This window comes from Mongoliitalea daihaiensis (assembly GCF_021596945.1).
Classification (GTDB): Bacteria; Bacteroidota; Bacteroidia; order Cytophagales; family Cyclobacteriaceae; genus Mongoliitalea; species Mongoliitalea daihaiensis.
Window position 1 is genome coordinate 1,702,685 of sequence record NZ_CP063779.1, and the last position, 10,975, is coordinate 1,713,659.

At 39.4% G+C, this 10,975-nt stretch carries 11 protein-coding genes; 8 read left to right on the forward strand and 3 right to left on the reverse strand.

Annotated features, from left to right (window positions below):
• Positions 1-11 precede the first annotated feature (11 nt).
• The 3 genes from IPZ59_RS07210 to IPZ59_RS07220 all read left to right on the forward strand — a co-directional run bounded on the left by IPZ59_RS07210 (position 12) and on the right by IPZ59_RS07220 (position 3,864).
• Positions 12-1,460, forward strand: coding sequence for an aldehyde dehydrogenase (NADP(+)) (locus IPZ59_RS07210; protein ID WP_236139197.1), 1,449 nt, complete (start codon positions 12-14; stop codon positions 1,458-1,460).
• A gap of 10 nt (positions 1,461-1,470) precedes the next feature.
• The gene (locus tag IPZ59_RS07215) at positions 1,471-2,469 is read left to right on the forward strand and encodes a 4-hydroxyproline epimerase (protein ID WP_236139198.1); all 999 of its coding nucleotides are present in this window, start codon (positions 1,471-1,473) and stop codon (positions 2,467-2,469) included.
• Between the two features lie 87 nt (positions 2,470-2,556).
• Positions 2,557-3,864, forward strand: coding sequence for a sensor histidine kinase (locus IPZ59_RS07220; RefSeq protein WP_236139199.1), 1,308 nt, complete (start codon positions 2,557-2,559; stop codon positions 3,862-3,864).
• On the opposite strand, the gene IPZ59_RS07225 is transcribed toward IPZ59_RS07220, so the two are convergent.
• The 3 genes from IPZ59_RS07225 to IPZ59_RS07235 are packed head-to-tail and all read right to left on the reverse strand — an operon-like array spanning position 3,853 to position 6,653.
• The gene (locus tag IPZ59_RS07225) at positions 3,853-4,899 is read right to left on the reverse strand and encodes a vWA domain-containing protein (RefSeq protein ID WP_236139200.1); all 1,047 of its coding nucleotides are present in this window, start codon (positions 4,897-4,899) and stop codon (positions 3,853-3,855) included. The genes IPZ59_RS07220 and IPZ59_RS07225 overlap by 12 nt on opposite strands.
• On the reverse strand, positions 4,886-5,782 hold the full coding sequence (locus tag IPZ59_RS07230; protein WP_236139201.1) for a hypothetical protein: 897 nt from the start codon (positions 5,780-5,782) through the stop codon (positions 4,886-4,888). Before IPZ59_RS07230 ends, IPZ59_RS07225 begins: the two co-directional genes overlap by 14 nt.
• Complete coding sequence (locus tag IPZ59_RS07235) at positions 5,775-6,653, reverse strand: DUF58 domain-containing protein (RefSeq protein ID WP_236139202.1); 879 nt, start codon at positions 6,651-6,653, stop codon at positions 5,775-5,777. Before IPZ59_RS07235 ends, IPZ59_RS07230 begins: the two co-directional genes overlap by 8 nt.
• Before the next feature lie 258 nt (positions 6,654-6,911).
• Here IPZ59_RS07235 and IPZ59_RS07240 point away from each other — a divergent pair, with 258 nt between their 5' ends.
• The 5 genes from IPZ59_RS07240 to IPZ59_RS07260 all read left to right on the forward strand — a co-directional run bounded on the left by IPZ59_RS07240 (position 6,912) and on the right by IPZ59_RS07260 (position 10,966).
• Positions 6,912-7,739, forward strand: coding sequence for a helix-turn-helix domain-containing protein (locus IPZ59_RS07240; protein ID WP_236139203.1), 828 nt, complete (start codon positions 6,912-6,914; stop codon positions 7,737-7,739).
• A 210-nt stretch (positions 7,740-7,949) separates the two neighbouring features.
• Positions 7,950-8,801: a TraB/GumN family protein gene (locus IPZ59_RS07245; protein ID WP_236139204.1), complete on the forward strand. Its 852-nt coding sequence runs from the start codon at positions 7,950-7,952 to the stop codon at positions 8,799-8,801.
• A gap of 10 nt (positions 8,802-8,811) precedes the next feature.
• Positions 8,812-9,300 (forward strand): RNA polymerase sigma factor, encoded by a 489-nt coding sequence (locus IPZ59_RS07250; RefSeq protein ID WP_236139205.1) that lies wholly within the window; start codon positions 8,812-8,814, stop codon positions 9,298-9,300.
• A complete protein-coding gene (locus IPZ59_RS07255; protein WP_236139206.1) occupies positions 9,290-9,898 on the forward strand; it encodes a hypothetical protein in 609 nt (202 codons plus the stop codon). Before IPZ59_RS07250 ends, IPZ59_RS07255 begins: the two co-directional genes overlap by 11 nt.
• Positions 9,899-10,093: 195 nt before the next feature.
• Complete coding sequence (locus tag IPZ59_RS07260; protein ID WP_236139207.1) at positions 10,094-10,966, forward strand: ABC transporter ATP-binding protein; 873 nt, start codon at positions 10,094-10,096, stop codon at positions 10,964-10,966.
• The last annotated feature ends 9 nt before the right edge of the window (positions 10,967-10,975 follow it).

Here is a 10,975-nt window from a genome sequence, read left to right on the forward strand (position 1 = left end):
AACCTGTACTTATGACCAACTTCGAAAGCATCTTTAACACTTCTCAGCAAGCTTATTTACAGTACAAACACTTAGATTTCCAAAAAAGAGCTGAATTTTTAGAATCGATAGCGAAGGGTTTAGAGGTTAGGCGAGTAGAGATTGTTCCCATTGCTTGTCAAGAATCAAATTTACCTGAAGGTAGAATTACCGGCGAATTGGGTAGAACGGTGGGACAAATTCGCTTATTTGCCAACTTGCTCAAGGAAGGTGCTTGGGTTGAAGCGGTTATTGATCATGGAGATCCTGATCGTACTCCCGTTCCTAAACCTGATATTCGACGAATGTTGACTGCCTTGGGTCCAGTAGTTGTATTTGGAGCTAGTAATTTTCCTTTAGCATTTTCTACGGCTGGAGGGGATACTATTTCGGCTTTGGCCGCTGGTTGTTCGGTGGTTTACAAGGGACACCCTGCTCATCCACAAACATCTCTACTTGTTGCAGAAATTATCCAAGAAGCCATTCGGGTCAGTGTGATGCCTACGGGGGTTTTTATCCACGTGGAAGGAGGTATTGCAGAAGGTCAAGCCTTGGTCGTACACCCTTTGACGAAGGCAGTAGCATTCACAGGGTCCTTTTCAGGGGGTAAGGCTATTTATGACGCTGCCCAACAACGTGAGGAACCTATTCCAGTCTTTGCTGAAATGGGTTCTGTAAATCCCATTTTTGTGTTTGAACAAAAGCTTCAACAGGAACTTAGCGTACTTGCCAAACAGTTTGCATCGTCTTTGACTTTAGGCGCAGGGCAGTTTTGTACCAACCCGGGTTTGATTTTTGTGCCATCTATACATGCTGCCTCTTTTGGTGGTGCGATTCAGCAGGAGCTGGAGAAAGTCGCGCCGGCATCCATGCTGCATGAAGGGATCGCATCTGCTTACTATCATTCTCTGGGTCAGCTATCCAAGCAGGAGGTGCTTCAATGGCTTCAGGTAGCTACGCAACAGGATATGATAAAAGCTTATCCTTCATTTGCTCAGGTTCATGTGAAAGACTGGTTAAAAAACTCCTTGTTTCAGCAAGAGGTATTTGGTTGTTTTGCCATGATGGTGGTCTATGAATCGATGGATGATATTAATGAGGTAGCCAAACATTTACATGGGCAGCTGACGATTAGCATTTGGGCTGGAGAAGAGGAGTTGAACTTACATCCATCCATTGTTCAGCTCTTGACTGAAAAATGTGGGCGCTTGTTGTTTAAAGGTGTGCCAACTGGCGTGGAAGTGGGGTATGCTATGCAGCATGGAGGACCCTTTCCAGCCACAACAGATAGCCGTTCTACCTCAGTGGGAGCATTCGCTATCAAACGGTTTGCACGACCTTTAGCTTATCAGGATATGCCTGTACAGCTTCTTCCTTTAGCCTTAAGAGATGAAAATCCTTTAGGTATTTGGAGGATGGTTGATGGGGTGTTTGGAAAATAAAGCGAATATTATGAGAAAAACATTTCAGTGCATCGATGCCCATACATGTGGAAATCCTGTAAGAGTGGTCACAGGCGGGGTTCCGTTCTTAGAAGGGAATTCCATGTTAGAAAAACGCCAGTATTTTTTAGAAAATCTAGATTGGATACGTACGGGCTTGATGTTTGAACCACGCGGTCATGATATGATGTCAGGTTCTATGTTATTTCCTCCACATGACCCTTCCAATGATTTTGCTGTGCTTTTTATTGAAACATCCGGCTGCTTGCCTATGTGTGGGCATGGGACAATCGGTACAATTACTGTAGCGATTGAAGAGGGGTTGATTCAGCCCAAAACTCCTGGTATGCTCCGTATGGAGGCCCCTGCTGGGTTGGTGTTGATTACGTATCAGCAAAAGGGGAAGAAGGTCACATCCGTCAAGTTGACCAATGTCAAGAGTTTTCTAGCCGCAGAGGGTTTGGAGATAGAAATCGAAGAACTAGGGAAACTGTCTGTAGACGTTGCCTATGGGGGTAATTTTTATTGCATTGTAGATCCTCAGGAAAATTTCCTAGGTTTGGAACATTTCAAAGCGGAGCAACTGATTTCTATAGCTCGCAGTCTTCGTCAAGCGATGAATGCCCGATATGAATTTATTCATCCCGAACATCCACAGATTCAGGGGCTCTCACATGTTTTATGGACAGGTAAAACCATAGACGTACATAGTACAGCAAGAAATGCAGTCTTCTATGGAGAAAAGGCTATCGACAGATCACCCTGCGGAACAGGGACCTCTGCCCGTATGGCACAGTGGTATGCAAAAGGATGGTTAAAACAAGGGGATAATTTTATTCACGAAAGCTTTATTGGGTCCAAGTTTACGGGTAGGATTGAAGAAGTGACTGAAATTGACGGTAAACCTGCTATAGTACCTAGCATCGAAGGATGGGCCAATATTTATGGCTACAATACGATTATTTTAGATGATGACGACCCTTATGTACATGGTTTCCAGGTCATATGACGCATGGACGGCGGCTTTGGAAAACCATGCTTCATTGTTCTCTTTACTTAGTTTTTAAAGTAATTTCTTTGTTGTAAATTGCCAAGAATGACCAGTATAAAGCAGGAGGCCGGAAATCTTCGAATTTTCCAAGTACAGAAAAAATTGATTATAAAATTGGCTTTTTTTAGTGCAGTTTTGGTCCTTGCATTTGGTTTTTTCAATCTTTTAATTGGCAATATTGTTCCTGCAGTTGTTTTTTTCTCTTTTTTACCCTTGTTTATTTGGTCTTATTACCTGCTCAAACAAGATAAAAATACTTTTTCAGTAGTAAATGGATTGATTGTGATGAATTTATCAATATTGATCCTTAATTTTTTCACTAATGGAGGATATACAGGGCCGACTAATTATGGTTTTTTTATCATGACTTTTGTATTGACACTTGTTTTTTCTGGGTGGTTAAAATACGCTTGGTTAGCAGTTCTATTGCTTACCCATTTTGTGATCATGTATTTGGATATATTTGATTTGAAAGAGGTGACCAATGGATATGATGATGCTACAAGCTTATTCATTGATCACATTGGAGCCTTTTGGGGATGTGCTATTTTTGTTTTTGTGATGAACGATTTGTTCACTAGAAATTATGTGCAGCAAAGTATTTTATTAGAGAATGCCTCCTTGGAATTGGATAGCAAAATGACGGTATTGGAGGAAGTAAATCTTGGGAAAAGTAAACTCTTGGGTATTCTTGCGCACGATTTGAGAGGGCCTATAAAGTCAACAGGGCAAATAATTGAGTTGGTTAAAAACAATGCGTTAAATCAGCAGGAGCAAGAATTAATCTTTCAAAAACTCGAGCAGCAATATAAAGAAATAGATCAAACGCTCAATGCTACATTAGAGTTTGTATTGGCAGAACTTGGTTCTGATAAGTCCCATAAAACTATTGATGCAAGTAGTCCTGTTTTTCTGATAGAGTCACTTGTAAGTGCTTTTTCAGTCAGGTTAACTGAAAAAAATATCGAAGTAAAAGTTTCCACAGAGGGGATTGACTCCTCAGAGGAACTTATCTTAGAAATGAATGAATTGGAAGTTATTATCCGAAACCTATTAGATAATTCAATCAAATACAGCCCTGTAGCAGGTAAGATTTTTATCAGGCTTATAAAGACAAATCAAACCATTCGATGGGAAATACAAGATCAAGGGAACGGTATGGATGCAGAAACAGGCAGTAAGCTTTTTCAATTTAAAGTAGTGTCTATGGCTGGTACTAGTGATGAAAAAGGCGTAGGACTTGGCATGTACTTATGTAAGTCCCTTGCTGATAAGATCGGAGCTAAATTAAGTTTTACTTCAGCACCAGGCAAGGGTACCACATTTGTTTTGGAAAAACCTTTAATCCAGTAGAAAATTATTGACAAATGTACTTTTTAATCCTAACCAGATCAAAAACAATACAATTCCCCAAAACAGGTAAACCCTGTAATAATCGACAGTTTCTTTGTATCGGGATTCGATAATTTCTGCTTTTTCCAAGCTATCGATTCTATCGAAAATCTGCTCCAAGGCATCCCCATCAGATGCACGGAAAAACTCACCGCCCCCGATTCTTGCGATATCACGAAGCGTAGTTTCATCCAAGTAGCTTTCAATCATATTAGGTCTTCCAAAAAAATCTACGCCGTAAGGAACCATTCCGTCTTTTCCAACAGCAATAGTGTAGATCCTGATATCGAGTGCAGCTGCGAGTTGTGCGGCGAACACAGGGTCTACATTTCCGGCGTTATTTTCACCATCGGATAATAAAATCATGACTTTAGAAGTAGACTCTGTTTCCCGCATACGGTTAGTACCTGCTGCTAAAGCTGACCCAATAGCTGTGCCCTTTGCATCCATCATGTTGAAAGATATATCTTTGATAAGGTCAGTTAATAGTTTGTAATCGGTGGTTAATGGAGCAAGCGAATAAGCTTCTCCAGAAAAAATCACCATACCGATTCTATCTCCGAATCTACCGTTGATAAAATCAATCGCAGTCTCTTTAGCTGCTTCTAACCGATTGGGTCTAAAATCCTGTAAATCCATGGACTCTGAAATATCCAATACAAGCATAATATCGATACCCTCTGTATATTGCTCTACCCGTTCATTGGTCTTTTGAGGGCGAGCCAATGCTACTATGATTAACCATAGCCCCATTAGGAAGAATATTCCAGGAATCAGGCGTAGATAGGTCCAAGGGTTATTTTGGGAGACTGAACCCGGTAAAGAGAGCTCTAATACAGGATTTTTTAAGAATTTAATAAACTTACGAAGCAAAAGCAATAAGGGTACTGCCCATAATAAATGAAGCGCCCAAAGATTTTCCCATTCAAACCCCCGAAAGGTATCGGGCATAAACCAAAATGTCTGAAAAAAGTCAGCTACATTAGTTGCGTTCATCCGAGGTGGTAATTTTTTGTTGGTAAGAATGAGTACAGATATTCAATAAATTAGTGCAAGCCTGTGGGAGATCACCTCCTTGTTTTCCTGCATAAATGATCAATTCAATTGCACGGAAATCTTTAATAATCTCTTTGTTTTCTAGAAAATCAGCAATTTCTGTAGTTGTCCAGTCTCGGAAAGGCTTTTGATTTAAATGCTCCATGTAGGCTTTCCATAAGCCCAAGAGTGCATCTGCTTGTTCCATACTAGGCTGTGTTGCAAAAGCTGTTTGCGCCTCCTCCCAATCTTTGGCAAATCGCTTGTATCTCCTCTTTTCCAGCCATAGCTGCCAGCGGTACATGAGTTGTTTGCCAAAAAAGAAAACAAGTACAGCTGCCATTATTGCTGAACCAATCAAAATGCCTAGTAGTAAGGGATAATTGAAATCTTTGGTTATCGGTTGATAAACATTGTTTGGTTGGAAGATAGGTTCTTGCGGAATTTCGGCAATAGTGAGCTGTAGATTGATCGAAGCCTCTTCTGGGTAATAGGTTAGACTGTCATATTTAAGAATTTCATACACAGGTACGGCTAACTTTACTTGAGGATCCAAAGAAAAATTGGATACAAAAAAAATAGCAGAGTCCAAGGTGATTCCCTCATCCGTGGAAGAAATGAATGATTTCTTTTCCAATAGCACAAAAGGACTAAAATCAAAAGTGCTATCGGCAAAGACGATGTTTTTTTCTTTGGGATAAGATACCCTGAGTACATAGGCTACACGTTCGCCCAATTTGGCCGAATCTTGCATAAAGTACCCTTCTACTTTCAATACCTGCGCGTGGAGGGCACCACTGAGTAAGCAAGAAATTAATACTATAATCGGAATATGTTTAGCCACGTTTCATCGTACGGTTACGCTTTTTGAAGAGTTCCATCAAAGGAAGCACAATATCCTCTTTGGTGTTAACCTCCAAATAGTTGATTTGATTTTTTTTGCAGAGTTCTTGCAGATTTTCCCGCTCATTGGTAAATGCATTGGCTATTTTCTTGGATACAGAACCAAATGCTGTATTGACCCATGTGACTCTCCCCTCTTCTTTATCATAAATGGGGATGATTCCTAAAGAAGGGAGTTGAGCTTCCCTTGGGTCAGTTACCTGAATAGCAATCAGATCATGCTTTTCTGCCATTGCTCGAAAAGGTCTCTCATATCCTTCATCAATAAAATCAGATATTACAATAATGATGCTGCGTTTTTTGATCAGATTCAAAGCAAACATAAACATCTCTGCAAGATTGGTTTTGAGAGATTTATTTTCATGTTTGAAAATGCCTTGAATGATCTTGACACCTTGTTTGGGACCTTTACCTGGTAAAATCACCTTTTCTTTGGTGTCTGAATAGGATATCAGTCCTACTTGTGAGCCTTCTACAATAGCAGCTAATGTCAATACCCCTGCAATTTCTTTTCCAGCATCTATTTTTTTTCTACTTGGGTCGCCAATATCTTGGGAACCGGAGATGTCTAGTAAGAAATAAACCGATTGGTCTTTGTCTTCCTTGAATGTTTTGACAAATGTACCATGCCCTTTTGCAGAAACCTTCCATTCAATCGTTCGCACATCATCCCCATATTGATAAGGGCGTAAATCGTCAAATTCTAGCCCCGATCCCTTGAATACAGACTGATAATCCCCTTGGAGGTGATTATTGGCTATCTTTCGAAGCATGATTTCGTACCTGCGAAGTTTTTTCAGTAGTTGGTTCATGGAGTCATTTTCGGATCCCTAATTTAAGGCAGTCTTTTGAATTATAAAATTGATTGGGGATGGTTGGTGGTTGAATTAAGAAGATTTAGGAGTTTCGAAGGTAGGCCTTTGCTCGATTATTGGCTTTTCAAAGGTTTTGAGTGATGGTTTAACTTGATTCTACTATCCACGATCACTTATGATGTCTAACCAATAATTTCAGTTAATAATATGAGATATGGGACAAAAAAATTATAATTGATTATAAATCATGACCAAATGATTAAGACCATCGCGCCATTATCGAAAACTTTGAGCAAATACATCGCGTATTATTACATTTTTATCAATGAAGAGCCAACTATGCTGAGTTATGTGGCCTTCCCCCATGTAAATACATGCATATCGTTGTTTAAAGGCGTTGAGATACAAAGGGAGGACCTTTCCCTTCGAATGTTTTCAAATGAAGATTTTAAAGATAAAGTTTCTATTGAAATTACGGGTAAATATACCCAGCCCTTTTTTGTGAATTATCTAGGAGATTTCGACGAAATAGCCATTATTTTCAAACCACTTGGTGTGAATTATTTTCTGAAAGATGATTTAATAGAACATGCGCCTGCTTTTTCTCAGGCACTTCCATTGCCTCATTGGCATGCTCTTGCGGAAAAATTGTTTTTGGAGACTAACCTAAACAACAGGATTGAGCTTTTAGAATCATTTCTGCTCGATAATTTTTCAACAATAGATGATGCCATTATACGGAAAGCCATGCTTCTTTTGGAGGATTTTGAAAAAGATTATTCGGTACAAGAGGTTGCGGATTTATGTGGTCTGACGATAAAATCCTTGCAAAGGAATTTTAAAAAACTACTTACCTGTACCCCCTCAGAATACAAAAGAATTTTAAAATTTCGCCATTCTCTTGGTAAAGATGCATTGCAGGGGGAAATCAAAAAACTTACTGAAATAGCTTTGGAAAGTAACTATTATGATCAATCATATTTTATACGTGAGTATAAAAAACTAACAGGTAAAAGTCCAAAAGCATTTTTTACGCGCATCAGTAAATTAGAGGGGGATAAAATAATTTGGGAAGTCAAATAGCATGTCGCAAAAGTCCAATTTTGACTTTATGCATGCCTTTAATTTTGCTACCAGTTTAAAAAATTGGTTCAAAAGTTTTACAGGAAATGCAAATAAAACCCGAAGACTTAACAGGGGCAGGCTATTCTCTTTGTGCGTATATTTTTTTTCAAGCTCATGTAATATTTGCCCATCTATTGACACTAATAATTCAAAACAATAAAAACCTCTATGAAAAAGTACGTATTCATCATCGCAAGCATTTTCTTTATTTTCAATGTCCAAGCACAAGAAAGCACCTTATTATGGAAGGTGAGTGGGAATGGTCTAGAGTCACCTTCCTACCTATTTGGCACCATGCACATCTTATGTGATCAAAGTATTGTGGAAAAGGCCAGTTTCCAAGAAGCACTGTCCCAAAGCAAACTTTTGGTAATGGAGTTAAATCCTACTAATCCGGCACTTCTACAGGAAATGCAGCAATTAGCTGTTAACCCTGGATTTGAAAATATCTACACAGATCTACCGGAGGAGGATTTTAAATTATTGGATACGTATCTCTCCAGCAAGTTTGGGGCAGGTTTAGCTCAAATGGGAGTGCTTAAGCCCTTTACCTTGACTTCTATGGTGACAATGGGTTTCTTGGAATGTGATGAGCCATTTAGTCTGGAAACTCATTTGGCAGGTTTTGCAACGGAAAGGCAAATGCCTGTAATTGATTTGGAGACAGCTGCCTTTCAGGTGGGAATCTTTGATAATATACCCGTAGATTTTCAAATTCAAGAAATCATCCGATCATTGAAAGATGATACAGGAAAGAAAGAATTAGACCAAATGATGGAGATTTATGTATCGGGAGATCTTGAGCGGTTATATGGCTTTATGAAAACAAGTGATTTGATGAATCACTATCAAGCAGAGATTCTAGATAACCGAAATAAGGCATGGGTACCAACTTTAGAGGAATTGTTTAAGAAAGGTACTTCGTTTGTGGCAGTGGGTGCTGGACATTTGCCGGGTAAACTAGGAGTGATCGCTTTGTTGCAACAAAAAGGATATTCGGTAGAAGCGGTTGCTTTGTAGTGCAAACTATATGGATGAAAAAGAATTTCTACAACTCATCAATACGCATCAGGGAACAATCTTTCACCTGCTGAGACTTTATGTTTCTGATGCTACTGATAGGGATGATCTCAAGCAAGAGATTGTTCTTCAGGCTTGGAAAAGTAGAGATAAGTTCCGGCAGGACTCCTCATTCAATACCTGGTTGTACAAACTTTCCCTTTACACTATCCTTACATCGAAGCGTAAGCAGCAAAAAATAAGTCAAGTAAATCTGGAAGAAGCCGAAGGTCTTGCCTATGCTGATAAACCTGATCAAGAACAGGTAGAATTACTTTATCGGTGTATCTCAGTTTTGGATGACCTAAATAAAACCATCATTACCATGCATTTGGATGGGTTTTCGAATGCGGAGATAGCAGTATTTATGGGGGTTACTGTCAATAATTTGACTGTAAAACTTCACAGAATCAAGGAAAAAATAACCAACTATTTAAAAGCGGCAGCCCATGGAGATTGATAAATTATGGCAGCAGATGAAGGGGAAGCAAGCCTCAGAAGAACAGGAAAATTTGGTCTTGAAAAAACTGGAAGCTAGCAAAAACCCCCTAAAGACCTTGAGGAAAAATCTGATTGGTAATTTGATCTTTGGTTTGGTGGGTGTTGTCATTGGAGTTTATTTAGTAGTCATTTATCCCGAAATATCCCTTAGACTGACATTGGGTGCGCTTATCATCATATACCAGTATTTTAATTGGTTAATGTATCAGCGGATTAAAGCATTTGATCGGCTTTTGGACAATTGGGATCAACCCATCATACCAACCCTTCAGCAGCAGCTTGATTTAACCAGGAAGACAATTAAACTGATTGAATTTCAATCTATGCTATTCCTTCCTCTTGCTTATTTGGCAGGTTTACTGATTGGTGGTACAACGGAAGAAGTCACCGCTGACGACTTGATCGTGAATGTGTCTTTTTTGGTAAAGGGGATGGGGTTAAGCCTATTGACCATGCCTCCTTTGTATTTTCTATTGAAATGGATGCATAAAAAAGCTTTTGGAGATTATATAGCACAAACTGAAAAAATACTCCTGACCTATGAAAAGGATAACTGACCGAAATCGTTCAATTTTTGGTCATAATTGGACATAGTTGATAGAAAAAATGCGCTTGAGAGCACTTAAGTACTTATTTTAGCTATTGGCATGTCTTTAGTCTTTATTTTTAGGAGTATTGTTTGTCTTGTGTATTTCTGGACGGACGATCTAAAATTATTTTATCAATCTTAAACCTTCACAAACTCAATCACAATGAAGTTGGAAATCAATAACCTCAACAAACAATATGGCAACGGGGTACATGCCCTGAAGGATGTTAGCCTCACCATAGGCAAAGGAATGTTTGGACTCCTTGGGCCTAATGGTGCCGGGAAATCCTCCTTGATGCGTACACTTGCTACCTTGCAAGATGCAGATAGTGGAGATGTTCGCTTAGGTGATATCGATGTTTTAAATGAGAAAGATAAAGTTCGGCAAGTATTGGGCTATCTCCCTCAGGAATTTGGGGTGTATCCTCGTAGTTCAGCAGTAGAATTGTTAGATCATTTGGCACTATTGAAAGGGGTGAAAAATACCAGCGAAAGAAAAGAGTTGGTAAACTACCTTTTGCAGAAAGTAAATCTTTTCGAACACAGAAAAAAAGCTGTGAAATCATTTTCGGGTGGTATGCGGCAGCGCTTTGGGATTGCCCAATGTTTGATAGGGAATCCCAAATTGATCATTGTAGATGAACCAACAGCAGGCTTAGATCCTGGGGAACGTAATAGATTTTACAACCTCTTGAGCGAAATAGGCGAGGAAGCCATTTTGATACTTTCTACACATATTGTACAAGATGTTCGGGAACTCTGTACACAAATGGCAATCATGAATAAAGGAGAGGTCCTCTATCATGGTGGGGTAGATGAAGCTTTGGAGTTGATTGAAGGAAAGGTGTTTGAAAAAAGTATAGAAAAGGGGATGCTGCCCGAATACAGAGAAAACTACGCAGTAATCTCAGATAAATTGGTGGGAGGTAAACCATTGATTCACGTGTTTGCGGAAGAAGAGCCAGCCAATGATTTTGTGCGAGCTGAGGCAAACTTGGAAGATGTATTTTTTGCTAAAATCAATCAACTCGTATAACCCTACCGA